This window comes from Streptomyces liangshanensis, from assembly GCF_011694815.1.
Taxonomy (GTDB): Bacteria; Actinomycetota; Actinomycetes; order Streptomycetales; family Streptomycetaceae; genus Streptomyces; species Streptomyces liangshanensis.
Map to the genome: position 1 here is coordinate 2,534,519 of NZ_CP050177.1, position 22,493 is coordinate 2,557,011.

The window sequence follows — 22,493 nt, forward strand, 5'->3', positions numbered from 1 at the left end:
GAAAATCGAAGGTGTGTGCCAGCCGGATTGACCCGCCTTCGTGGCGGTTCATCACCCGCCCGACCCGCCGGAGGATTCACATCATGACCGCTAGCACCACACGTCGTACGACCGCCGCGAAGTCCCGGATCGCCGCGGCCGGCGCGATCGCGGTAGCGGGCGCCATGCTGCTGACCGCCTGTGGCGACCAGACCGACAGCGGCAAGAAGGACACCGCCGCGTCCGCCGACGCGAACAAGGCACCGCTCTTCGACCAGCTGCCCAAGGCGATCCAGGACAAGGGTGTCGTCAAGATCGGCTCCGACATCGCGTACGCGCCGGTGGAGTTCAAGGACAAGTCGGGCAACACGGCCGGCATCGACCCCGACCTCGCCGACGCGCTGGGCAAGCAGCTCGGGGTGAAGTTCGAGTTCGAGAACGGCACCTTCGACACCCTGGTCACCGGCCTGCGCGCGAAGCGCTACGACATCGCCATGTCCGCGATGACGGACACCAAGGACCGCCAGAACGGCGTCGAGGACGGCAAGAAGGTCGGCGAAGGTGTCGACTTCGTCGACTACTACACCGCCGGTGTCTCGATCTACACCCCCAAGGGCAAGACCCAGGGCATCAAGACCTGGGACGACCTCTGCGGCAAGAAGATCGTCGTGCAGCGCGCCACCGTCTCCGAGGACCTCGCCAAGGGCCAGGCGAAGAAGTGTCCGGCCGGCAAGAAGCTCGCCATCGAGTCCTTCGACAACGACCAGCAGGCCCAGGTACGGCTGCGCTCCGGCGGCGCCGACGCCGGCTCCTCGGACTCCCCGATCGCCGCGTACGCCGTGAAGACGTCCGGCGGCGGCAACGACTTCGAGCTGGTCGGCGAGACCGTCGAGTCCGCCCCGTACGGCATCGCCGTCGCGAAGGACAACAAGCAGCTCTCCTCCGCGCTCCAGGCCGCGATGAACGCGATCATCAAGAACGGCGAGTACGCCAAGGTCCTCGCGAAGTGGGGCGCCGAGTCCGGCGCCGTCACCGAGGCGAAGCTCAACGGCGGCTCCTGACCGGACGTTCCCGACCGTCCCCGCCGGGGCGTTCCACACGAACGCCCCGGCGAACGTTCCGAGCGAACGCCCCGGCCGGACACCCTGACCGGGCGTCCCGACCGGGCATCCGGCGCTGAGAGGCAACACCTGTGACTGCTGACATCGAAAAGACGGGGCCCGTCGACACGCCCCCCGCCGGGCCCGAGGCCATCAAGGCGATCCCGGTCCGGCACTACGGCCGGTACGTGTCCGCCGTGATCGCCGTCGCCCTGCTCGTCTCCCTCATCTACGCCTTCTCGCAGGGCAAGGTGAACTGGGGCGCCATCCCCGACTACTTCTTCGACAGCCGGATCCTGTCCGGGGTCGGCAACACCCTGCTCCTCACCGTCCTCGCGATGGTGATGGGAGTGGTCGGCGGCGTGATCCTCGCGGTCATGCGCCTGTCGAAGAACCCGGTGACGTCGTCCATCGCGTGGTTCTACATCTGGTTCTTCCGGGGTACGCCCGTCTACGTACAGCTCCTGGTCTGGTTCAACCTCGGACTGGTCTTCGAGTACATCAACCTCGGCCCCGTCTACAAGGACTACTGGTCCTCGTTCATGACGCCGTTCCTGACGGCGCTGCTGGGACTCGGCCTCAACGAGGCCGCGTACATGGCCGAGATCTGCCGGGCCGGACTGCTCTCGGTCGACGAGGGCCAGACCGAGGCGTCGCACGCGCTGGGCATGAGCCACGGCAAGACGCTGCGCCGGGTGATCATCCCGCAGGCGATGCGGGTGATAGTGCCGCCCACCGGCAACGAGGTCATCAACATGCTGAAGACGACCTCGCTCGTCTCGGCGGTGCAGTACACCGAGCTGCTGAGGAACGCGCAGGACATCGGGACCACCTCGGGCGCGGCGGCGGAGATGCTCTTCCTCGCGGCGGCCTGGTACCTGATCCTCACGACGGTCTTCAGCGTCGGGCAGTTCTACCTGGAGCGGTACTACGCGCGTGGTTCGAGCCGCTCGCTGCCGCTGACACCGTTCCAGAAGGTCAAGAGGAATCTGGCCGGATTCAGCACTCGTTCGGGAGCCGCCGCATGACCGCCATGGTGAGGGCGGAGGGCGTCCACAAGTCCTTCGGCGCCGCGCACATCCTCAAGGGGATCGACCTGGAGGTCGCCCCGCGTGAGGTGTTCTGCCTGATCGGCCCGTCCGGTTCCGGCAAGTCGACGTTCCTGCGGTGCATCAACCACCTGGAGCAGATCAACGCCGGGCGGCTGTACGTCGACGGGGAGCTGGTCGGCTACCGCCAGAAGGGCGACAAGCTGTACGAGCTGAAGGACAGCGAGGTCGCCAGGAAGCGCCGCGACATCGGCATGGTCTTCCAGCGTTTCAACCTCTTCCCGCACATGACGGCGATCGAGAACGTCATGGAGGCGCCGGTCCAGGTGCGCGGCGAGGCGAAGGCCGTGGCCCGCGCGCGGGCCGAGCGGCTGCTCGACCGGGTGGGCCTGGCCGACAAGGCGGCCAGCTACCCGTCGCAGCTGTCCGGCGGCCAGCAGCAGCGGGTGGCCATCGCGCGGGCGCTGGCGATGGAGCCGAAGCTGATGCTCTTCGACGAGCCGACGTCGGCGCTCGACCCGGAGCTGGTGGGTGACGTCCTGGACGTCATGCGCGGGCTGGCGGAGGAGGGCATGACCATGATCGTGGTCACGCACGAGATGGGCTTCGCGCGGGAGGTCGGGGACGCGCTGGTGTTCATGGACGACGGTGTGGTGGTCGAGTCGGGGCACCCGCGGGACGTACTGACGAACCCGCGGCACGAGCGGACGAAGTCGTTCCTGTCGAAGGTGCTGTAGGAGCGGGGAGGGGCGGTACGGAGATGCCCGCCCCGCCCGCCCCCCGCCGCCCGCCGGTGCCCCGCCGCCCGGCCTCCGCCTGCTCGCCCGCTGCCTTACCGCAGGGCGAGGACCAGGGCGTCGGAGGGCGAGGACCAGACCGTGCGCGCCTCCGCGAAGCCCGCCTCGCGGAGCGTGCGCGCGTGCCAGGCGGCGGTGGGGGTGTCGCCGTCCGCGTGCTCGCCGTAGATCCGGAACCGCTCGGCGGTCGGTCCGGCGAGCGCCGGATCGCCGGCGGCCAGCTTCCACCAGTCCGCCCAGTCCAGCGCGCCCCCGTCCCTGGCGCGTTCCATGGCCGCGTGCCGGTGGGCGCGCTCGGCCGCGTTGATCCGGGGGGTGTCGTCGGCCGGCATGTGGTCGGCGTTCAGGAAGACCCCGCCCTCCCTGACGACCCCGGCGAGCTGCCCGTACAGCGCGGCCAGCGGCTCGCTGTGGAGCCAGTGCAGGGCGGTGGCGGTGAGGACGGCGTCGTACGGTCCCGCCGGGAGCAGCTCCGGCCAGTCCGGGTCCTTGAGGTCGGCGGTCACGAAGGTGACCCGGTCGTCCCCGGCGAAGGAGCCCCGGGCGATCGTGAGCAGCGCCGGGTCGAGGTCGACGCCCGTGCTCGTGGCGCCGGGGAACCTCCGGAACAGCCGGTCGGTGATACTGCCCGTACCGCACGCGAGGTCCAGCACCCTCGGTTCGGGGCCGACGAGGGCCTCGACCATGTCCAGCATGACCCGGAAGCGCTCCTCGCGGTCGGGCATGTACCACTCCTGCTGGCGGTCCCAGCTCCGCTGCCAGGCCGGCCAGTCGGTCTCGACAAGCGCCATGTGACTCCCCATCCACTCGATCGCGGGAACGCCGCGAGGATCCGCGATCACCCGTATACCCTGACGAATACCCCGAAGCCGTAATACCCTGAATACACTACGGCCCATTACTTCTTCTTCCGACGAACCAACTTAGACCGCAGCCGTAAGGACTACAAGTGGAACTGGCCTCTTACTCGGACTACGCCGTACGCCTGGTCAACACCGAGGAGCCGGCCCGTGGCACGGACACGCTGACCTCGGTGGACGACATCCGTGCCCTCTTCGGCGCGAGCACCCAGCTGGCCCGCAGGGCCACGGAGGCGGACCTCACGCGTTTCCGGGCGGTACGGGCACGGCTGCGCGCCGTCTTCACGGCGGCCGACGAGGGCGAGGGCAGCCGGGCGGTCGACCTGCTGAACTCGCTCCTGCTGGAGTTCCCGGTCAGCCCGCAGGTGTCGGGGCACGACTTCCTGGACGAGGAGGGGCGTCCGCGCTGGCACATGCACCTGGCCGAGCACCCGTCGAACGCGACGGCGGGGTACGCGGCGACGGCGGCCATGGGGCTGGCCTTCCACCTCACCGGGTTCGGGGTGGACCGGCTGGGACTGTGCCAGGCCGCGCCGTGCCGTAACGCCTACCTGGACACCTCGACCAACCGCTCCCGCCGCTACTGCTCGGACCGCTGCGCGACCCGGGCCAACGTCGCCGCCTACCGGGCGCGCAAGCGCCTGGAGACCGAGCGGTCGGCGAGCACCGGCCGCAGCGCGGAGACCAGCCACGAGACCGTGCCCAGCACGGACCGCTGACCGGCGGCGAGGGGCCGGTACCTGGCCCGCACCCGCCCCAGCAGCAGTTCCTCGGGTACGGCGCCGAACACCCGGCTGTCCCCCTCGGCCCCCGGGTTGTCGCCGAGCACCCACCAGCCGTCGTCGCGCCGCTCCACCAGCCGCTTCACGATGAGGAGGTCCTGCTGGAGCGGGTGCTTGAGGACAGCCACGTCACCGGCCTTGACGGGGGCGCGGTAGTGGACGAGGAGCTGGTCGCCGTGCTTGAGCGTCGGGTACATGGACGGCCCCGTCACTTCCGCGATCCCCAACGGCGCTCTCGGCTCACGCTCGTGCTCCGCCATCCGACACCCTCCCGGTCCCGCCGTCCGTTCCGCCGCCTGTCCCATTTTGACCCCGGACTTTTGTCCTAAGCCCATGGGGGCACTCGCGAAATCACGCTTCTCACGGAGTAATGTCCCACCTGAGAAGACGATCACGAGGAAGGACAGCTCCATGCTCTCCCGCCTGTTTGCCCCCAAGGTGAAGGTCAGCGCCCACTGCGACCTCCCCTGCGGCGTGTACGACCCCGCCCAGGCCCGCATCGAAGCCGAGTCGGTCAAGGCCGTCCAGGAAAAGATGGCCGGCAACGACGACGCCCACTTCCAGGCCCGCGCGACGGTCATCAAGGAGCAGCGCGCCGAGCTCGCCAAGCACCACGTGTCGGTGCTCTGGAGCGACTACTTCAAGCCGCCGCACTTCGAGAAGTACCCCGAGCTCCACCAGCTGGTCAACGACGCCCTGAAGGCCCTCTCGGCCGCCAAGGCCTCCACGGACCCGGCGACGGGCCAGAAGGCCCTGGACTACATCGCCCAGATCGACAAGATCTTCTGGGAGACCAAGAAGGCCTGACCCCACCCATGGTCACGCCGAAGAACCGCACCCGGCCCGCGGACCGCCGAAAACGGCGCTCCCAGCGGACCGGGTGCGGTTGTCTTGTCTCCACCCGGGCGCAGGCGCGCGGGTGCGCTGCGCGGGGCCCGTGCGTTGCGGGTGGGGTGGTGGGTCAGCCGGGGTGCCCGGTGATGGCCCGAAGGTGGTCGTGGAGGTAGGGGGCGTCGAGACGCGTGTCGGCGGCGCGGTCGCGTACGTCGGTGAGAAGCCAGCCCAGCAGCTCGGGGGTGGCGTCGTACTCGTCGTAGAAGCCCATGTGCAGGTCGGTGATCTCGGACTCGAACAGGACGTCGTCGACGAAGTCCGCCAAGTGCGCGTCGGCGGCGGGGGTGTTGGTCGCGGTCCATGTGTCCAGCCAGGGGCGCAGGCTGTGGGTGGTCACGGTGATGAGGCCGAGGGTGTTCCTGACGGGCACGGGGCTGGGGTAGGTGTGCAGCGTGTCCTGCCACCAGGCGGACCGGACGTCCCGTAGGGCCTCGCTCAAGGGCGGGTCCCAGTCCGTCCAGCCCGCCTGGAGCAGGTGGGAGGCGATGAGCTTCGCGTCGACGTGGAGCTTGCCGGTGACGAGGGGGCGGACGATGCGCGGGACGAGGCGGCGGTAGAGACGCGGGAAGTCGTCCCAGTGGGAGGGCACCTCTCCGGCGACCGCGGCGATCAGGTCGTCGGCTATGAGGTCCAGCGGACCGGAGAGTTCCGCGAGGTCCTGCTCGGCGTAGCAGAACGTGCATCCTGTGACGCGGAAGGGAGCTTCCGGGGCGAACGCGTGGTCCAGGGCATCGAGAGCTGCCATGAGCTGCTCGGAGCGAGACATGAAGACCTGCCGGGGGACTCCGTCCGGGCGACCGGCGAGGATCGCAGGCTATCAGGAGGGGGCCGAGCAGGGGCTGACGTCCTGCACCGGTCCGGGCGGGACGCTGCTCGCGCTCGACGCGCGCGACCGGCGGAAGGCCGCACCCGGGGTGGGGGCGGCCTTCCGTTGGGGGTTGGGGAGGGTCAGGGGGCTGTGATCAGGTCGATCGGGGGGACCGTTACCTTGCGGGCTCCTGTGGTGCCGGTCAGGATCACCTTGCGCAGCGCCACGTTGTTCTTCAGGTTCGTCTCGCGCAGGCGGTGTTCGGGGTTGGCGATGACCTCGATGTAGTACGTGCCGTTCTTCAGGTCGGTGACGTCGAAGGACTGGCCGGGGCGGTACTGGGTGTACGTGTCACCGGAGCCCACGTCGAGGACCTCGCGTACCGAGATCGAGTTCTGCTGGCCGCAGGCGGTCGACAGGTCGGTGTTGTTGGGGTGCCAGTTGGCGTTCTTCACCGTGTAGTCGATGGCGTCCGTGTTGGCGAGGCAGAAGGCCTCCTTGCCGCTGCGTACGATCTCGGACTTGTCGGCGCTCAGCAGGCGGTAGCTGGCGAAGTCGGTGAAGTGCCAGTGCTCGTGGCCGACGCGGGGGTCCCACTCCATCGTGCCGGTGGGGGTGTAGCCGACCTGCTTGCCCTTGGCGTCGTAGAAGTACTGGTACGCGTCCATCAACTCCTTGCCCGGGCTGCGGAATCCGTCCACGACCAGGGGCGCGGGGCCGGCGTTCCAGACGTTGGCGCTGAACACCATGTAGTCCTTGCCGGGTACGTCACCGTCCTCCCCGTCCGAGATGCCGATGTCCCAGGCCGGCAGCGAGCGGAGGTCGGGCTTCGGTACGTCGGGCACCTTCGCCGCGCCGGTCGGGCGCTTCGTGTTGGGCTTGAGGGCGGGCGCGATGCGCGAGCCGTCGGTGTGGCCGGGGCCGTCGCCCAGGTGCTTGAGGGCGCGCGGGCCGATCGCGTGGGGGCGGGCGGGCGGGGTGGGGGCGTCGGCTCCGCGGCCGTTGCTGTAGACGTGGCCCGTGCCGGGCGTGGGGGCGGAGCCGGGGGCGGTGCCCATGCCGGCCATGTCGTGGCCGGCGCCCATGTTGCTCATGTCGTGCGCGGAGTGGGCGGAATGGGCGGCGGTCCCGGCGCGCTTCGCCGACCTCGCCGCCGCGCCCTCGCCGTCCTCCGAGATCGTCCGTACCGTCACCTTGATCGTCTGCGGCTTGTTCGCGATGCCCAGCAGGTCGCGGTACTTCTTCGCGACCGCCACCGTCGCCGTGTATCCGCCGGCCGGCAGGTCGACCGGCTCGGAGTAGTAGCCGTTGCTGGTGTTGGACGCCCAGCCCTTCTCCACGCCCCACACCGAACCGAGCGTGAACGGGTTCGTCGGGCAGCTCTCCGGATACTTCGAGGTGGCCGGGGCGTCGGGGCGGATGCGGCCGGACGCGTTGTTCGGGCAGAAGGTGTCGCTGGTCTTCAGGACCTGCTTGCCCGCCGCGTTCTTGACGGTCACCTCGACGAAGCCCTGCAGACCCGAGAAGTCCTTGACCAGCCCCGCGGGCAGCCGCTTCGTCCGGGTCTTACCGCCGTCCCGGATGATCTGGTCGGCGACCACGGGGGTCTTGTACGACGCGCGCGTCACCTTGAACTCGAGGGGGGCGCCGTCGACGGTGACGTACGCGCCGAGGTCCAGGTAGACGCCCGGTTCGCCTTCCCACCGGTCGAGGGTCACGGTGGTGGAGGCGGCGATCAGGCTGATCCTGGGGCCTGCGGGCGCCGTCGCTCCGGCGACGGGCGCGGCGCCTGCCACGCCCGCCACGACGGCGAGGGCGGCGGAGGCGGCCAGCGCCGGCCGACCGAAACGATTTCGGTGATCTCTGGTCATCGGTTCCTCGTCTGCGAGTGCCACAGTGGCATCGGACCTGTGAACAACCTGTGAGAGCGAGGCCACGTCACCTCGGGTTGCCTGGCCCCCTCGAAAGTCACCCATCGTTGGCCGGAAGCGATTCTTTCGGCGCGGATCAAGCCATAGTTGGGCGGATCGGGGCAGATCAGTGGTGCGGGTGTGGTAATCGCAGGCGGGGGCGGGGGCGCGCGTACGAAGGCGCGGGTACGAGGGCAGGCGCGGGTACGAAGGCGGGCGCGGGCGCGCGTACGGAGGCCGGGGGTACGGGTACGGGGGACGTCGGCCGCCCCTCAGGGCACCTCCGCCACCGCCGTGATCTCCACCAACTGCCCCTCGTACCCCAGACACGCCACGCCGAGCAGCGTCGACGTGTGCGGGCCCAGGTCGAGCCCGCTCGTACGGACGGAGTCCCAGACGAGAGAGAGATCCGCCCGGTCCGACGCGACCACGTACACGGTGGTGGCGACGACGTCGCCCAGTCCGCAGCCGAGCGCCTCCAGGGCCGTCGTCAGGTTCGCGAGCACCTGGCCGGTCTGGGCGGTGAGGTCGCCGGGGCCGACCAGTTCGCCGTCCTGGTCGAGCGGTACGGCCCCGGCCAGGAAGGCCAGGCGCCGGCCCGTCTCCACCACGGCCGCGTGCGCGTAGTCCGGTGGGGGGAACAGGCCCGGCACGGTCACGCGTCGCGACACGTTCACATCTCCTCAGTTCGACAACCGACAACTGACAAACCGACAACCCGACACACCAACAGACCGCCCCACCGGAACGGCGACAGGCACCGGGCCGTGGTCTAAGCCGCCGGCGCGTGGAGCCAGGGGCTCTTGTGGTGGGTCAGCCACTGGCGGTACCCCACCGCGCGCAGTGCCGCCTCCCGGTAGGCCGCCTCCAGGTCCGCGTACACCTCGTCCACCAAGGACCTTATGCCCGCCGGGCGTTCGCCGCCCGCCGGCGCGGTCCCGGGGCGCGAGAACAACTGGAGGCGTACGGCCAGCGGGTCGTCCCGCAGCGGGCGGATCGCCATGTCGTCCCGCGGGCCCGACGTGGGCTGGCAGGGGGCGACCGCCTCGCCGACCGCGATCAGCGTGGCCGCCGTGAGGTAATCGCCGTGCAGGACGGCGGGGTTGATGCCCGCCGCGACCAGGACCCGGCGCAAGCCGTCCCATTCGCCGTCCACCGTGGGGTCGACCACCCAGCGGTCCCCCGCCAGGTCGGCCAGTGCCACCACCGGGCTCGCGGCGGCCGGGTGGTCGCGGGCCATGGAGACGAACTGAGGCTCCCGCTCGACCAGTACGCGCCGCTCCAGACCCTCCGGGACCGACAGCGGGCAGCCCTCCACCTCGTGCACGAACGCCACGTCCAGCCGCCCCGCCGCGACCATCCGCAGCAACACCGCCGCGGAGACGTCCATGTGGAGCGAGATGTCCGTACCGGGCAGCCGCCCCCTCAGCCGCCGCAGCCAGCCGCCGAGCGCCCGGCTCGCCGTCGAGCCGATCCGCAGCCGGGGGCCGCCCGCCAGGTCCGCGGCGGCCCGCGTCTCGGCGACGAGCGTCGCCATCCCGTCGACCAGGGGCCGGGCGCGGCTCAGCACCGAGTGGCCCAGCGGAGTGGGCCGACAGCCCGTGCGTTCGCGGGCGAACAGCTCCGCGCCGAGCGCGTTCTCGATCCGCCGCAACTGGGTCGTGAGCGACGGCTGGCTCATCCCCAGCTGCCGGGCGGCCTTGCGCAGACTGCCCGCTTCGGCGATGGCACACAGGGCGCGCAGATGCCTGACCTCCAGCTCCATTCCCGAAGAGTAGAGCGGGCTCCTGAGCCGCACCAGACACCCAAATCGCAGTAATCCGGAGCGCATTCGAAGAAAGCCAACCAGGGATATGCGCTGGTGCTATCGCCGATTGACATCATCCGTCAGGAGGCGGACTCCCCGAGACTCTGCGGTACCGAACCCGTTCACCGGACGACTAGGAGCCCCCCACATGCGTCACGTCAGACACCCCAAGTCCGCTCTCTCCGCGATCGCCGGCCTCGGCCTGGCCCTCGCGACCGCGCTGGGCGCGGCACCCGCCTCCGCCGCGCCCGCCGACGCCGCCCCCACCGGCGTCCCGTCCGCGTCCTCGTACGCCGCGTACGAGGGCTCGAAGGCCGAGGCCGCCAACAACAAGGCCTTCTTCGACGCGGTCCTCAAGTCGGTCGCCGAGAAGCGCGCGGCGAACCCGGGCGCCGCCGTGGTGACCGTCGTCTACAACGCGTCGGCCGCGCCCCGCTTCCGCAGCCAGATAGCCAGCAGCGCGTCGATCTGGAACAGCGCCGTCAGCAACGTGAAGCTCCAGTCGGGCACCAACGCCGACTTCACGTACCGCGAGGGCAACGACCCGCGTGGCTCGTTCGCCAGCACCAACGGCCACGGAAGCGGCTACATCTTCCTCGACTACGCCCAGAACCAGCAGTACAACTCGACCCGCGTCACCGCGCACGAGACCGGGCACGTGCTCGGCCTCCCGGACCACTACAGCGGCCCGTGCAGCGAGCTGATGTCCGGCGGCGGGCCCGGCACGTCCTGCCAGAACGCCCAGCCGAACTCGGCCGAGCGCGCACGGGTGAACCAGCTGTGGGTGAACGGCCTCGCGGCCGCCGTGGCCAAGCTGTCCTGAACCCCGGCACCCCGGCACCCCGGCACCCCGGCACCACCGCTGACCGCCACCCCCCACCACCGCACGACACGCGCATGACAGCGCGGCTCCACAGGGGCGTCCCGAAGTGCACCACGGGGCGCCCCTTCCCCTTGGTAACGTCGTGCGGTGGATTTCAGTACGCATACCGGCGGGACGGACAGCGGCGGAACGCACCTCGTCCTGGCCGTCGAGGGCGACTTCACGACGCGGCTGACGGTACGGGCCGACCGGCCGGAACCCGCCGCCCGGCTGGCCGCCTGGGCCGGGGCCCAGGGGCTCGCCCTCACCCACGGGGTACGGGACCGGGGCCGCACGCCCTCCCGCCCGGTACTGACCCTGCGGGGTACGGGGAGCCTGGACGCCCAGCGGCGCGCGGCCGACCTGTGGGCGGGCCGGCTCGCGGAGACCGGGTTCCCGGTGATACGGACGACGATCGCGGCGGCCCCCTGGAACGCGGGGGTGCCGGGCACCGACGCCGAGGCCGCCGCGCTCCCCGCGCACTGCCACTTCGCCCACCGGGTCACGCTGCGGCTGCGGATCCCGTACGACGCCCACCGGCTCGCCGCCGTCGCGGAGCGGCACGCCGCCCGGGTCTCGCGCACCGCCCGGCGGGTGCTGTCCGGCGGGGTCCAGGAGCGGTACGTGACCCAGCGCGCCTTCGCGGTGGGCCGCCCGTCGGCCCGCGCCCGGCTGGACGTGCTGCTCGACGCGCTGGCCGGGGCCGGCTTCCGCGCGGCCGACGTCGAGGAGGAGTTCGTCCTCCTCGACGACCTCCCGAGCGCGTAAGTCCCGGGCGCCTAGGGCCCGGGCACGTAACGCCGGAACGCGTCACGCCAGGGGCGCGTGGGTCAGGCTCCGACCAGCGGCCTGCCGCCCAGCTCCGTGTCCGTCGGCAGCTGCCGGCGGATGCGGCCGAGCGCCTCCTCGAACCCGCCCCCGGCGATGCCCGATTCGTACGCCGCCCCGCCGCACCGCAGCGTCAGGCTCAGCTCCGCGCGCCCGAGCGGGTCACCGGACGCCCGCTCGCCCAGCGCCAGCAGGCAGTTGAGCGTGGCCTGCTGCACGGCGCCGTCCGCGCTGACCGGCATCGGCATGTCCCACTCCATGACGCAGGAGGACAGCACCTCGCCCGCGCCGACGGGCTCCAGCGTGGCGAACTCCGTGCCCTCGTACTCAACTCCCCTGATGGTGGTGCGTACTTGCTGTCCGCCCGAGAGGATCGTGATCGCTTCCGCGCCCAGGCGGTCCCGGTACCAACCTGCCCATGAATCCGTCGACTCCGCTGTCATGGCGCGGACTGTAGCGGTAAGGGATCTTCCCGCGCAGCGTGGGTCACCGCTCCCGCCGCCCCTCAGCGCGTCCGGCGTGTCACGAACTCCGCCAGCGCCAGCAGATCGCCCGCCGCGGTGAGGTCGGGCACCGCCCGCGACAGCTGCTGTACGGCCCTGGCCATCCGGTCGGCCGCCTGGACCTGCGCCCAGTCGCGCCCGCCGGCCCGCTCCACCGCGTCCGCCGCCCGGCGGATCGCGGCGCCGTCCATCGGCGACCGGTACAGCTCGGCCAGCTCCTCCGCCGCCGGGGTCCCGGAGGCGAGCGCCGCGACCACCGGCAGGGACTTCTTGTGCGCGGCGAGGTCCGCGCCGGCCGGCTTGCCCGTGGTGTCGGGGTCCCCCCAGATCCCGATCAGGTCGTCGATCAGCTGGAACGCGAGGCCCGCCTCCCGCCCGAAGGCGTCCATCGCGGCGATCTCCTCGTCGTCCGCGCCCGCGTAGAGCGCCCCCAAAGCGCACGAACTGCCCAGCAGCGCGCCGGTCTTGGCCATCGCCATGGCCACGCACTCGTCCAACGAGACCTCGTCGGGCGCCCGCTGCTCGAACGCGCAGTCCGCCTGCTGCCCCGCGCACAGCTCGATGACGCACGCGGCGAGCCGGGCCGAGGCCGCGCCCGACGCCGGATGCGGGTCCTCGGCCAGCAGCCGCAGGGCGAGGGCCATCATCGCGTCGCCCGCGATGATGGCGGCCGGGGTGCCGAAGACCGTCCAGGCGGTGGCACGGTGCCGCCGGGTGGGGTCCTCGTCGATGACGTCGTCGTGCAGCAGCGTGAAGTTGTGGGCCAGTTCGACGGCGACGGCCGCCCGGACGGCGTGCAGCGGTTCCCCGCCGAGCGCCCGGGCCGAGGCGAGCACGAGGGCGGGCCTGATGGCCTTGCCCGCCCGCCCCGAGGCCGGGGTGCCGTCGGCGTGCTCCCAGCCGAAGTGGTACATCGCGACACGGCGTATGGAGTCCGGCAACGACTCGACCGTGGAACGCAGTTCGGGTTGGACGGTGGTGCGGGTGCGGTCCAGGAGGGCTACCGCCTCGTGGCCCTCGGTGGCGGCATCCGTGCTGGTCATGCTCGTGGTCACTTCCTCTGTCACTGTGTCGGACCAGGGGTGCGGGTGCCGGGAGGGGACCGGGGGAGGGTGGTCCGTGTGCCGGGCTCGTACGCGCCCGGCGCACGGACCGCCCCTCCCCCGGGCCGGCGCGGGGCCGGCCCCTCCGGCCGGCGGATCAGTTCCGGCGGCCCACTTCCACGTTCTCCAGCACGCCCACCGCGTCCGGCACCAGGATCGCCGCCGAGTAGTACGCGGTGACCAGGTAGGAGATGATCGCCTGCTCGTCGATGCCCATGAAGCGGACGGACAGGCTCGGCTCGATCTCGTCCGGGATGCCGCTCTGCTGGAGCCCGATGACTCCCTGCTCGGCCTCGCCCGTACGCATGCAGAGGATCGACGTCGTCCGCGCGTCCGAGATCGGGATCTTGTTGGACGGGAAGATCGGCACCCCCCGCCACGCCGGCACGTGGTGCCCCCCGATCTCCACGGTGTCCGGGTAGATCCCGCGCCTGTTGCACTCACGCCCGAAGGCCGCGATGGCCCGCGGATGCGCCAGGAAGAGCTTCGAGCCGCGGCGGCGCGAGAGCAGCTCGTCCATGTCGTCGGGGCTCGGCCCGCCGTCGTGGGGCTGGAGCCGCTGGCCGTAGTCGGCGTTGTGCAGCAGCCCGAACTCGCGGTTGTTGATCAGCTCGAACTCCTGGCGCTCGCGCAGCGCCTCGACCGTCAGCCGCAACTGCTGCTCGGTCTGGTTCATCGGCTGGTTGTACAGGTCCGCGACCCGGCTGTGCACCTTCAGCACGGTCTGGGCCACGCTCAGTTCGTACTCCCGCGGCGCCCCCTCGTAGTCCACGAACGTGTGCGGGACGAAGGCCTCCCCGACGTGTCCCGCGGACAGGTCGATCTCGGCCTCGCCGTACTTGTTGGTCCGCTGGTGCGGCACGCTCGCCAGCGCGTCCAGGTGCTCGCGCAGCGACGTGGCCCGCTCGGCCAGGTTCAGGACGTCCGCCCTGGTCAGAACCAGCACCGTGCAGGCCGTGACCGCACGCACGCTGTAGTCCCAGGTGGCCTCCCCGTCCACCAGGGCCGCTTCGCCGAAGTACGCCCCGTCCGCGAGCGTGTCCAGCACCGCGTCGTCCCCGTAGGGCCCCTCGCCGAACTTCTCCGCCCGGCCGTGGGCCAGCAGGTAGACCCGGTCCGTCGCGTCCCCGGACGCCACCAGCACCTGCCCCGCTGCGAACTCCCGCTGCTCGCAGCGCGCCGCCAGCTCGGCGAGCGCCGCCTCGTCCTCGTACCCCCGCAGCGCGGGCAGTTCGCCCAGCTCCGCGGGGATGACCTCGACCCGGTCCCCGGTCTGCACGAACGTCACACGCCCGTCCCCGACCGCGTAAGTGAGCCGACGGTTCACCCGGTAGGTGCCGCCCTGAACCTGCACCCACGGAAGCATCCGCAGCAGCCACCGCGAGGTGATCTCCTGCATCTGCGGTACCGACTTGGTGGTGGTCGCCAAGTTGCGCGCCGCCGACGTTCCCAGACTCTGCTGGGGCGGCGCCTGCGACTCGCGGACCTCGTCACCAACCGACATGAAGACTCCCCTTCGTTCATGTGCTGTCCTGCACCCAGAGACTTTCAGCACGGAGAGTCGGCGCGCCATTACACAAATGAGTGGGACTGGATCACCGGGAACGGGGCACAACACGCCGAAAGTCATCCGACCGGCCCATCGGAAGCCCGTCAGAGGCCCGTCGGCATCACCCGCACCACCACCGTTCGACCCTGTGTCCGGATCCGCTCGCACACCGTACGAACGCCGTACGACCGTTGTACGAACGGCTGTTGGTGACGCGGCCCTGGGGGTAGGAGCGCGGTACGGGATCTTCCGCTTACCGTCCGAAGGAGCCGGCCATGTCCTCACCCATGTCCGCGAGCACGTTTCTCGACGTGTTGAAGAGCGAAGGGCTCACCGTCGTCCAGGTCGGCGACTGGCGCACCCACAACCGCAACCACAAGGGCCCCTGGGGCCCGGTCCACGGCGTGATGATCCACCACACGGTCACCAAGGGCACCGCGGCCACCGTCCGCATCTGCCGGGACGGCTACGCGGCCCTGCCGGGCCCGCTGTGCCACGGTGTCATCGCCAAGGACGGCCGGGTCCACCTGGTCGGCTACGGGCGGGCCAACCACGCGGGGAGCGGGGACGACGACGTCCTGCGCGCCGTGATCGCCGAGAAGGCCCTCCCGGCGGACAACGAGGCGAACACCGACGGGAACCGCTACTTCTACGGCTTCGAGTGCGAGAACCTCGGCGACGGCAAGGACCCCTGGCCCGCCGTCCAACTGGAGGCCATCGAGAAGGCCGCCGCCGCGATCTGCCGCTACCACGGCTGGGGCGCGCCGTCCGTCATCGGCCACCTGGAGTGGCAGCCGGGCAAGATCGACCCGCGCGGGTTCACGATGGCGTCGATGCGGGCCCGGATCCGCGACCGGCTGGCGTGAGGACGGGCCGGCCGCGGAGGCTCCACCGCCCTGCAGCGGACCCGCGCGCCCGCGCCGCGACAATGGGCCCGTGACGCCACCCGGAGCACCCGACCTCGCCGCCCTGCGGCCCCGGCTCCCCTCCCCGCTGACCCCGGTCGAGGACGAGCGCTTCGCCCGCCACGGCGTACGGCTGCTCCTCAAGCGCGACGACCTGATCCACCCCGAGCTGCCGGGCAACAAGTGGCGCAAGCTCGCGCCGAACCTCCGCGCAGCCGCCGACGCGGGCCGCCCCGCCCTGCTCACCTTCGGCGGCGCCTACTCCAACCACCTGCGCGCCACGGCCGCGGCCGGCCGCCTGCTGGGCCTCGCCACCGTCGGCGTCGTCCGGGGCCACGAGCTGGCGGACCGGCCGCTCAACCCCTCCCTCACCCGCTGCGCGGCCGACGGGATGCGCCTGGTCTTCACCGACCGCGCGACCTACCGCCGCAAGACCGACCCGGCCGTCCTCGGCGCGCTGCTCGCGGAGGCGGGACTGCGCCCCGAGGACGTCCACGTCGTCCCCGAGGGCGGCAGCAACGCCCTCGCCGCGCGCGGCTGCGCCGCCCTCGGGGAGGAGCTGCGCGGCGCGGCCGACGTCGTCGCCGTCGCGTGCGGGACGGGCGGCACCCTCGCGGGCCTCGCGGCCGGGCTCGCCCCCGGGCAGCGCGCGATCGGCTTCCCGGTGGTCGGCGGGGACTTCCTGGAGGCGGCGGTACGGGAGCTCCAACGCGCCGCGTTCGGCGGCCCCGCGGGCGACTGGCGGCTCGACGGCCGCTTCACGTCCGGCGGGTACGCCCGTACCACCCCCGCCCTCGACGCGTTCGCCGGGGACTTCGGGGAGCGGCACGGCCTGCCGGTCGAGCGGCTGTACGTCGCGAAGATGCTGTACGGCCTGACGGCCCTCACCGGGGAGGGCGCGTTCCCGGAGGGCACGACGGTCGCCGCGGTGATCACGGGCGGTCCCTAAGGCGATCGCGGGCCCCCTGGGAAGGCCGGTCCAGCCCTACGGCGTGTCCTCCCGGTACGCCGACGCCTCCTCCAGGTCCAGGCGCCGCAGCAGCGTCCGCATCATCTCGTCGTCGATGCTCCGGCGGTCCCGCAGCTCCACGAACACCGCGCGCTCCGCCTCCAGGATCTCCCCCGACAGCCGCCGGTACGTGTCGTCCGCCGACTCCCCCGTCACCTCGTTGACCGTGCCCAGCCGCTCCCAGACGGCGTTGCGGCGGCGTTCCAGGACGGCGCGCAGCCGCGCGGCCAGCGGCTGCGGCAGCGCGTTCTTCCGGTCGGCCAGCAGCTCGTCCAGCCGCTGTTCCGCCGCCCTGGAGGCCTCGCTCTGCGCCTGCGCCTCGGCCAACGTCTCGGCCCGCACGTCGCGCCCGGGGATCCGCAGCAGGCGGATCAGCGGGGGCAGGGTGAGCCCCTGCACGACCAGCGTCCCGATGACGGTGGTGAACGTCAGGAAGAGGACCAGGTTGCGCCCCGGGAAGGGCCGGTCGTCGTGCATCGTCAGCGGGATGGAGAAGGCGATCGCCAGCGAGACCACCCCGCGCATCCCGGCCCACCCGACGATCAGCGGCGACCGCCAGTCGGTGTCGGGCTCGCGCTCCTTGATCCTGGGGAACAGCTTGCGCGGCAGGAAGGTCGCCGGATAGACCCAGATGTAGCGGACCACCACCACCGTGACGAAGACGCCGACGGCGTACAGGAGCGCCTCCCCGACGCCGTACTCGCCCAGGCCCTTGAGGACGAAGGGCAGTTGCAGCCCGATGAGCGCGAAGACCGACGACTCCAGGACGAACGCGACCATCTTCCAGACCGCGGCCTCCTGGAGCCGGGTGGCGAAGTCGACCTGCCAGGAGCGGTGGCCCAGGTAGAGGGCGACGACCACGACGGCCAGCACCCCCGACGCGCCGACCTGTTCGGCCGCCGCGTAGGCGACGAACGGGATGAGCAGGGAGAGGGTGTTCTGGAGCAGCGCTTCCCTCAGGTGGGTGCGGAGCCAGTGCAGCGGCACCATCAGCACCAGCCCGATGCCGACGCCTCCCAAGGAGGCGAGCGCGAACTCGGCGAGCCCGCCGCCCCAGCTCGCGCCCTCGCCGACGGCCGCCGCGAGGGCCACCTTGAAGGCGGTGATCGCGGTCGCGTCGTTGACCAGCGACTCTCCTTGGAGGATGGTCGTTATCCGGCTGGGCAGGCCCAGTTTGCGGGCGATGGCGGTGGCCGCGACGGCGTCCGGCGGCGCGACGACGGCGCCGAGCACCAGGGCGGTGGTCAGCGGCAGGTCGGGCACGAGCAGGTAGGCGAGGTAGCCGACGACAACCGTCGCGAAGAGGACGTACCCCACCGAGAGCAGCGCGACGGGTCTGATGTTGGCGCGCAGGTCGAGGTACGAACTGTCCACGGCGGCGGTGTAGAGGAGCGGCGGCAGCAGCAGGGGCAGGACGATGTGCGGATCCAGCGTGTAGTCCGGCACGCCCGGGATGTACGCGGCGATCAGCCCCGCGGTCACCAGCAGCAGCGGAGCGGGCACGGGTGTCCTGCGGGCCGCGCCGGCGATCGCCGCGCTCCCCGCCACCAGTGCGACCAGCGGCAATACGTCCATCACAGAGTCCTCACAAGCGTCGTAACCTGGCCATCATGAGCGAGTGTCTCCATGCCGCGGAACTGCCGCGCCCCGAGCCCGAACCGCAGAGCGACACCTGTCTGGAGTGCCTCGCGGTCGGGAGTCATCCCGTCCAGCTACGGCTCTGCCTGGTCTGCGGGCAGGTGGGGTGCTGCGACTCCTCGCCGTACCAACACGCCACACAGCATTTCAAGAACACCGATCACGAGGTCATGAGGAGTATCGAACCCGGGGAGAGCTGGCGGTGGTGTTACGTGGACGGTTCGATCGTCTGACGCTTGGGTACGTCAACCCTCCGCCGGTTTCTTGTATTTGGGCGCCGCGCACCTCCACCGACTTTCCGTGCTCATAGGGTTACCATGAGTGACACCCGTCGGACGGGGGTGCGGCGACAGGGCACTATGGATCGCGATAGCGTCGCCAGTCCAGACCGGCTACGTACCGACTACGTACCGCGAGGCTTCGGGACGTCCCTTGTCCGGAGCCCTGAAGAGCTTGTGCCACCTTGGAGGTGAGGGTGTCCCAGATCGCAGGCGAGCCCGGGACCCAGGACTTCGTGGAAGTCCGGCTGCCCGCTGCGGGTGCCTACCTGTCCGTGCTGCGTACGGCCACGGCCGGCCTCGCGGCGCGCTTGGACTTCACCCTCGACGAGATCGAGGACCTCCGCATCGCGGTGGACGAGGCCTGCGCGATCCTGCTCCAGCAGGCCGTGCCCGGCTCCGTCCTCAGCTGCGTCTTCCGGCTGGTCGAGGATTCCCTGGAGGTGACCGTCTCGGCGCCGACCACCGACGGGCGCGCACCGGAACGGGACACCTTCGCGTGGACGGTGCTCTCCGCACTGGCCGGAAAGGTCGACTCGACGGTCGCGGAGGACCGTACGGTCTCCATCAGCCTGTACAAACAGCGCGGCGCGGGACCCGGGCCGGCGTGACGAACGGGGAAGGGCCGGTGCGTGACGAGGGGCGCATCCCACGGGAGGCGCGGCCGGAAGGATCCCGGCCGGCGGGACCGCGAGGAGGGCACGGGGCTCCGGTGGAGCCCCTGCTCGCCCCCGCGGGCATCCCGGAGCAGCAGGCCCGTCCCCACCCGGAGGACGGGCTTGACGGCCAGAAGGCCGCGGCGGAGCAGGCGCAGGCAGAGCGGGCGGCCACTATGAGCGAGCAACAGCACACCGAGCACAAGCAGCACGATCCACACGACCGCAGCGGTGCGCGGCTGATGTTCGTCACGCTGCGGGAGCTGCCGGACGGGTCGCCGGAGAAGGCGGACCTGCGGAACCAGCTGGTGCGGATGCACCTGCCGCTGGTGGAGCACCTGGCGCGGCGGTTCCGCAATCGCGGGGAGCCGCTGGACGACCTGACGCAGGTCGCGACGATCGGCCTGATCAAGTCGGTGGACCGGTTCGACCCGGAGCGCGGCGTCGAGTTCTCGACGTACGCGACGCCGACGGTCGTCGGGGAGATCAAGCGGCACTTCCGCGACAAGGGCTGGGCGGTGCGGGTGCCGCGCCGGCTCCAGGAGCTGCGGCTGTCGCTGACGACGGCGACGGCGGAGCTGTCGCAGCAGCACGGGCGGTCGCCCACGGTCCACGAGTTGGCCGAGCGGCTGGGCATCTCGGAGGAAGAGGTCCTGGAGGGGCTGGAGTCGGCGAACGCGTACTCGACGCTGTCGCTGGACGTCCCGGACACGGACGACGAGTCGCCGGCGGTGGCGGACACGCTGGGCTCGGAGGACGAGGCGCTGGAGGGCGTCGAGTACCGGGAGTCGCTCAAGCCCCTGTTGGAGGATCTACCGCCGCGGGAGAAGCGGATTCTGCTGCTCCGGTTCTTCGGCAACATGACGCAGTCCCAGATCGCGCAGGAGGTCGGCATCTCGCAGATGCACGTCTCCCGCCTCCTGGCCCGGACGCTGGCGCAGCTGCGCGAGCGCCTGCTGGTCGAGGAGTAGGACAAGCACGAACAGGAAGCGGTACGGCTCCGAGGCGCCTCCCACCCGCCCTCCGGGGCCGGGTGGGCGCGTCGCCCGCCGGCCGGCGGGGCCGGGCGCTCAGTCGTCGGCCGGAGTGCGCGCGCCGGGGGCGATGCCCAGCGCCGCCGTCGTCGTGGGGTGGAGCAGCAGGACCAGGCCCGCCACGGCCACGACCGCGAGCGCGATGCCGAACGGGATGCGGGCGCCGGACGACTGGAGCAGCGTCCACGCGACCGGCAGCGCCATGATCTGAATGATCATCGCGGGGCCCCGGCTCCAGGACCGCCGCAGCAGCAGGCCCCGGACCGCGAGCAGCGGGAGCAGGCCGAGGACGATCACGGTCAGGCCGCCCGCCTCCGCCTCCCGGGGGCTGTCGGGGCGCCCCAGCAGGCCCATGACCAGCAGGTACCCGCCGGCGCCGAGGAGCGCGAGGGCTTCGAGCCCGCAGAGCGCCGCCAGTGCGACCAGGCGCGGGGGCCGCGGGGCGGTCAAGGGGGCGGACGCGGGGCCGGTCTTCTCACTGCTGCTGCTCACCCCAGCAGCGTAGCCGCCGCCCCTTCCCCCGCCGCCCGCCGTCCCGAGGCGACCCGGCCGCCCCCCGGCCGGTAATCTGCTGACCATGCGCGCACTCCTCGTGGTCAATCCGGCAGCAACCACCACCAGTGCCCGCACCCGTGACGTACTGATCCACGCGCTCGCCAGCAAGATGAAGCTGGAGGCCGTGACGACCGAGTACCGCGGGCACGCCCGGGACCTGGGCCGGCGGGCCGCCGAGTCGGACGACATAGAACTGGTGGTCGCCCTCGGCGGCGACGGCACGGTCAACGAGGTCGTGAACGGGCTGCTCCACCACGGCCCCGACCCGGACCGGCTGCCGCGTCTCGCGGTCGTTCCCGGCGGCTCGACCAATGTGTTCGCCCGCGCGCTCGGACTCCCCAATGACGCGGTCGAGGCGACCGGCGCGATTCTCGACGCGCTCGCCCGGCAGAGCGAACGTACGGTCGGTCTGGGACTGGCGGCCGGGACTCCGGGCACGGAGGACGAATCGGTTCCGTCACGATGGTTCACTTTCTGTGCCGGATTCGGATTCGACGCGGGAGTCGTCGGAAGGGTCGAACAACAGAGGGAGCGCGGGAAAAGATCCACGCACGCGCTCTATGTGCGCCAGGTGGTACGGCAATTGCTCGACGAACCCCACCGCCGGCACGGGACGATCACCCTGGACCGCCCCGGCGAGGACCCCGTGACGGACCTCGTCCTGTCCATAGTCTGCAACACGGCCCCCTACTCCTACCTGGGCAATCGTCCGCTGTACGCGTCCCCCGGCGCCTCGTTCGACACGGCGCTGGACGTGCTCGGGCTGAACAGTCTGGGCCCCTCGGCGGTGGCGCGGTACGCGACCCAATTGCTCACTTCGTCCCCCGAAAAAGGGCCTCACGGGCGCCATGCCGTGGCACTCCACGACCTGACCGACTTCACCTTGCATTCCAAGGCGCGCCTGCCCTTCCAGATGGACGGCGACCACCTCGGACTGCGCACCAGTGTGACGTTCACAGGCGTTCGCCGTGCACTGCGTGTGATTGTGTGAGTGAAGGGACCCAAAGTCCTTCCACTCGAACGTTTAGGCTGGCATCCACCCCATGGAAGTACGGCTGTGACGGAGTCGTCACCGAGGAATCAAAAAAAACTTTCCAGAAGGGGTTGTATCCGCCGCCGAGGTTTGCGAATCTCTACATGGCGATCGGGACGGCCCGCAACACCGGCCTCCCTGAGAACCAGAACCCCTCCTCATTCAAGGACCACACCAGCTCGTCTGGCGGTCGGCCCTTCCCTTGTCGGGGGATTCGTGAAAGCGTTCACATTCACAAGCAACATGTTCGTCACACCAAGAGAGGTAGCAGCCATGGACTGGCGTCACAACGCCGTTTGCCGCGAGGAAGACCCCGAGCTCTTCTTCCCCATCGGCAACACCGGTCCTGCGCTGCTGCAGATCGAGGAAGCCAAGGCCGTCTGCCGTCGCTGCCCCGTCATGGAGCAGTGCCTGCAGTGGGCGCTCGAGTCCGGCCAGGACTCGGGTGTCTGGGGTGGCCTCAGCGAGGACGAGCGCCGCGCAATGAAGCGCCGCGCCGCTCGCAACCGGGCGCGTAACGCGACCGCCTGAAGCACCCCGCAACGAGCCCCGGC

At 71.2% G+C, this 22,493-nt stretch carries 25 protein-coding genes; 14 read left to right on the forward strand and 11 right to left on the reverse strand.

Annotation, left to right across the window (positions count from 1 at the left end; translation table 11 throughout):
• Nucleotides 1-83: 83 nt before the first annotated feature.
• From HA039_RS10705 to HA039_RS10715, 3 genes are all read left to right on the forward strand, one after another.
• Nucleotides 84-1,040 (forward strand): ABC transporter substrate-binding protein, encoded by a 957-nt coding sequence (locus HA039_RS10705; protein WP_167027239.1) that lies wholly within the window; start codon nucleotides 84-86, stop codon nucleotides 1,038-1,040.
• Nucleotides 1,041-1,171: 131 nt separating this feature from the next.
• The gene (locus HA039_RS10710) at nucleotides 1,172-2,107 is read left to right on the forward strand and encodes an amino acid ABC transporter permease (RefSeq protein ID WP_167027242.1); all 936 of its coding nucleotides are present in this window, start codon (nucleotides 1,172-1,174) and stop codon (nucleotides 2,105-2,107) included.
• The gene (locus tag HA039_RS10715; protein ID WP_167027245.1) at nucleotides 2,104-2,865 is read left to right on the forward strand and encodes an amino acid ABC transporter ATP-binding protein; all 762 of its coding nucleotides are present in this window, start codon (nucleotides 2,104-2,106) and stop codon (nucleotides 2,863-2,865) included. Before HA039_RS10710 ends, HA039_RS10715 begins: the two co-directional genes overlap by 4 nt.
• A 95-nt stretch (nucleotides 2,866-2,960) precedes the next feature.
• Here the strand turns inward: HA039_RS10715 and HA039_RS10720 are convergent, their stop codons facing one another.
• Nucleotides 2,961-3,716, reverse strand: coding sequence for a class I SAM-dependent methyltransferase (locus HA039_RS10720; protein WP_208298582.1), 756 nt, complete (start codon nucleotides 3,714-3,716; stop codon nucleotides 2,961-2,963).
• Nucleotides 3,717-3,874: 158 nt separating this feature from the next.
• Between HA039_RS10720 and HA039_RS10725 the strand changes: the two genes are divergently transcribed.
• Nucleotides 3,875-4,504, forward strand: a complete 630-nt coding sequence (locus HA039_RS10725; RefSeq protein WP_167027248.1) for a CGNR zinc finger domain-containing protein — start codon at nucleotides 3,875-3,877, stop codon at nucleotides 4,502-4,504.
• Here HA039_RS10725 and sodX read toward each other — a convergent pair.
• Nucleotides 4,408-4,827 carry a nickel-type superoxide dismutase maturation protease gene (gene sodX, locus HA039_RS10730; protein ID WP_167027251.1) on the reverse strand — a complete coding sequence of 140 codons (420 nt, stop codon included), beginning with the start codon at nucleotides 4,825-4,827 and terminating at the stop codon, nucleotides 4,408-4,410. The genes HA039_RS10725 and sodX overlap by 97 nt on opposite strands.
• Before the next feature lie 151 nt (nucleotides 4,828-4,978).
• Between sodX and sodN the strand changes: the two genes are divergently transcribed.
• Complete coding sequence (gene sodN / locus HA039_RS10735) at nucleotides 4,979-5,374, forward strand: superoxide dismutase, Ni (protein WP_167027254.1); 396 nt, start codon at nucleotides 4,979-4,981, stop codon at nucleotides 5,372-5,374.
• Between the two features lie 154 nt (nucleotides 5,375-5,528).
• Here sodN and HA039_RS10740 read toward each other — a convergent pair whose 3' ends face one another.
• The 4 genes from HA039_RS10740 to HA039_RS10755 form a co-directional block, all read right to left on the reverse strand.
• Entirely contained in the window at nucleotides 5,529-6,227 is a 699-nt protein-coding gene (locus HA039_RS10740; protein WP_167027257.1) for a hypothetical protein, read from the reverse strand.
• Nucleotides 6,228-6,409: 182 nt separating this feature from the next.
• Nucleotides 6,410-8,140, reverse strand: a complete 1,731-nt coding sequence (locus tag HA039_RS10745) for a lysyl oxidase family protein (protein WP_167027260.1) — start codon at nucleotides 8,138-8,140, stop codon at nucleotides 6,410-6,412.
• Nucleotides 8,141-8,451: 311 nt separating this feature from the next.
• On the reverse strand, nucleotides 8,452-8,850 hold the full coding sequence (locus tag HA039_RS10750; protein WP_167027263.1) for a RidA family protein: 399 nt from the start codon (nucleotides 8,848-8,850) through the stop codon (nucleotides 8,452-8,454).
• Nucleotides 8,851-8,951: 101 nt separating this feature from the next.
• A complete protein-coding gene (locus tag HA039_RS10755; protein ID WP_167027266.1) occupies nucleotides 8,952-9,944 on the reverse strand; it encodes a LysR family transcriptional regulator in 993 nt (330 codons plus the stop codon).
• A gap of 190 nt (nucleotides 9,945-10,134) precedes the next feature.
• On the opposite strand from HA039_RS10755, the gene snpA reads away from it, so the two are divergent.
• Together snpA and HA039_RS10765 are read left to right on the forward strand one after the other, a co-directional pair.
• Nucleotides 10,135-10,809 (forward strand): snapalysin, encoded by a 675-nt coding sequence (gene snpA, locus HA039_RS10760; RefSeq protein WP_167027269.1) that lies wholly within the window; start codon nucleotides 10,135-10,137, stop codon nucleotides 10,807-10,809.
• 147 nt (nucleotides 10,810-10,956) lie between these two features.
• On the forward strand, nucleotides 10,957-11,616 hold the full coding sequence (locus tag HA039_RS10765; protein ID WP_167027272.1) for a hypothetical protein: 660 nt from the start codon (nucleotides 10,957-10,959) through the stop codon (nucleotides 11,614-11,616).
• A gap of 62 nt (nucleotides 11,617-11,678) precedes the next feature.
• Here the strand turns inward: HA039_RS10765 and HA039_RS10770 are convergent, their stop codons facing one another.
• The 3 genes from HA039_RS10770 to HA039_RS10780 form a co-directional block, all read right to left on the reverse strand.
• Nucleotides 11,679-12,119 (reverse strand): DUF6304 family protein, encoded by a 441-nt coding sequence (locus tag HA039_RS10770; protein ID WP_167027275.1) that lies wholly within the window; start codon nucleotides 12,117-12,119, stop codon nucleotides 11,679-11,681.
• 62 nt (nucleotides 12,120-12,181) lie between these two features.
• Nucleotides 12,182-13,222 carry a family 2 encapsulin nanocompartment cargo protein polyprenyl transferase gene (locus HA039_RS10775; protein WP_167027278.1) on the reverse strand — a complete coding sequence of 347 codons (1,041 nt, stop codon included), beginning with the start codon at nucleotides 13,220-13,222 and terminating at the stop codon, nucleotides 12,182-12,184.
• A 157-nt stretch (nucleotides 13,223-13,379) separates the two neighbouring features.
• Nucleotides 13,380-14,786: a family 2B encapsulin nanocompartment shell protein gene (locus tag HA039_RS10780; protein WP_167027281.1), complete on the reverse strand. Its 1,407-nt coding sequence runs from the start codon at nucleotides 14,784-14,786 to the stop codon at nucleotides 13,380-13,382.
• Nucleotides 14,787-15,106: 320 nt separating this feature from the next.
• Here HA039_RS10780 and HA039_RS10785 point away from each other — a divergent pair, with 320 nt between their 5' ends.
• Together HA039_RS10785 and HA039_RS10790 are read left to right on the forward strand one after the other, a co-directional pair.
• A complete protein-coding gene (locus HA039_RS10785) occupies nucleotides 15,107-15,697 on the forward strand; it encodes an N-acetylmuramoyl-L-alanine amidase (RefSeq protein ID WP_208298583.1) in 591 nt (196 codons plus the stop codon).
• A 70-nt stretch (nucleotides 15,698-15,767) separates the two neighbouring features.
• On the forward strand, nucleotides 15,768-16,685 hold the full coding sequence (locus tag HA039_RS10790; RefSeq protein ID WP_167027284.1) for a 1-aminocyclopropane-1-carboxylate deaminase/D-cysteine desulfhydrase: 918 nt from the start codon (nucleotides 15,768-15,770) through the stop codon (nucleotides 16,683-16,685).
• A gap of 36 nt (nucleotides 16,686-16,721) precedes the next feature.
• Here HA039_RS10790 and HA039_RS10795 read toward each other — a convergent pair whose 3' ends face one another.
• Nucleotides 16,722-18,320, reverse strand: coding sequence for a Na+/H+ antiporter (locus tag HA039_RS10795; RefSeq protein WP_167027287.1), 1,599 nt, complete (start codon nucleotides 18,318-18,320; stop codon nucleotides 16,722-16,724).
• 35 nt (nucleotides 18,321-18,355) lie between these two features.
• Here HA039_RS10795 and HA039_RS10800 point away from each other — a divergent pair, with 35 nt between their 5' ends.
• The 3 genes from HA039_RS10800 to HA039_RS10810 all read left to right on the forward strand — a co-directional run bounded on the left by HA039_RS10800 (nucleotide 18,356) and on the right by HA039_RS10810 (nucleotide 20,288).
• Nucleotides 18,356-18,616, forward strand: a complete 261-nt coding sequence (locus HA039_RS10800) for a UBP-type zinc finger domain-containing protein (RefSeq protein ID WP_167027290.1) — start codon at nucleotides 18,356-18,358, stop codon at nucleotides 18,614-18,616.
• Nucleotides 18,617-18,858: 242 nt separating this feature from the next.
• Entirely contained in the window at nucleotides 18,859-19,272 is a 414-nt protein-coding gene (locus tag HA039_RS10805) for an ATP-binding protein (RefSeq protein WP_161306966.1), read from the forward strand.
• A 101-nt stretch (nucleotides 19,273-19,373) separates the two neighbouring features.
• On the forward strand, nucleotides 19,374-20,288 hold the full coding sequence (locus HA039_RS10810; protein WP_208298584.1) for an RNA polymerase sigma factor SigF: 915 nt from the start codon (nucleotides 19,374-19,376) through the stop codon (nucleotides 20,286-20,288).
• 99 nt (nucleotides 20,289-20,387) lie between these two features.
• Here HA039_RS10810 and HA039_RS10815 read toward each other — a convergent pair whose 3' ends face one another.
• The gene (locus tag HA039_RS10815) at nucleotides 20,388-20,843 is read right to left on the reverse strand and encodes a hypothetical protein (protein ID WP_341830013.1); all 456 of its coding nucleotides are present in this window, start codon (nucleotides 20,841-20,843) and stop codon (nucleotides 20,388-20,390) included.
• 85 nt (nucleotides 20,844-20,928) lie between these two features.
• On the opposite strand from HA039_RS10815, the gene HA039_RS10820 reads away from it, so the two are divergent.
• Nucleotides 20,929-21,897, forward strand: coding sequence for a diacylglycerol/lipid kinase family protein (locus HA039_RS10820; RefSeq protein ID WP_167027296.1), 969 nt, complete (start codon nucleotides 20,929-20,931; stop codon nucleotides 21,895-21,897).
• A 315-nt stretch (nucleotides 21,898-22,212) separates the two neighbouring features.
• Complete coding sequence (locus tag HA039_RS10825) at nucleotides 22,213-22,470, forward strand: WhiB family transcriptional regulator (protein ID WP_004937597.1); 258 nt, start codon at nucleotides 22,213-22,215, stop codon at nucleotides 22,468-22,470.
• The last annotated feature ends 23 nt before the right edge of the window (nucleotides 22,471-22,493 follow it).